Below are 538 nucleotides of genomic sequence, written 5' to 3'. Positions count from 1 at the left end.
CTGAAGGAAGCTGGCGGCAAAACTCTGCCCTGAGGAACACGAATCTCATCAGGCATATCCAATGGGACAAGACTACAATACAAGTCAAAATCCAAAGATTACACGGACGTTGGAGTGTAAATGAGGCGGGGACATGGAGTGAAAGTGAGTTATCTTACCACGGGAGATCTCATCGACGTATTAAATACGGTCGGAAAAGGTTTGCGATGAGAAGTCAGCAGAAGCCATAGTAGGAATAGATATGAGCTATGATAGAAACATGGAGGTCTCACGAATTCCGAAGGGCTGAACCTTGCAGTTCGACAGTAAATGACTGTTATCATTTTAGTTTAGTCAGATGCTCCAATGGAGGCTCCTCACCAAAAGAATAGGGCAGAACCCGAAGGATGGGTAAGAGCGACATTACTAAGGTGAATAACTGAAAACAACGTCAACCCGTTCTCTTAGAGGGCGTAAAGCAAGGAACCGCCGTATACCGAACGGTACGTACGGTGGTGTGGGAGGTCGAAACGGGAATTAATCCCGTTTCTCCTACCCG

General features: G+C 46.7%; 1 protein-coding gene. It reads left to right on the top strand.

The window, feature by feature from the left end; all coding sequences use genetic code 11:
* The coding region (locus tag MM239_RS20890) for a hypothetical protein (RefSeq protein WP_241350260.1) at positions 1-230 on the top strand (230 nt) is incomplete at its 5' end.
* Positions 231-538: the final 308 nt, after the last annotated feature.

The sequence above is a fragment of the Belliella filtrata genome, assembly GCF_022549775.1.
GTDB lineage: Bacteria > Bacteroidota > Bacteroidia > Cytophagales > Cyclobacteriaceae > Belliella > Belliella filtrata.
Note: the sequence above shows the minus strand (reverse complement) of the source record. Positions and strands in the feature narration are given on the sequence as shown.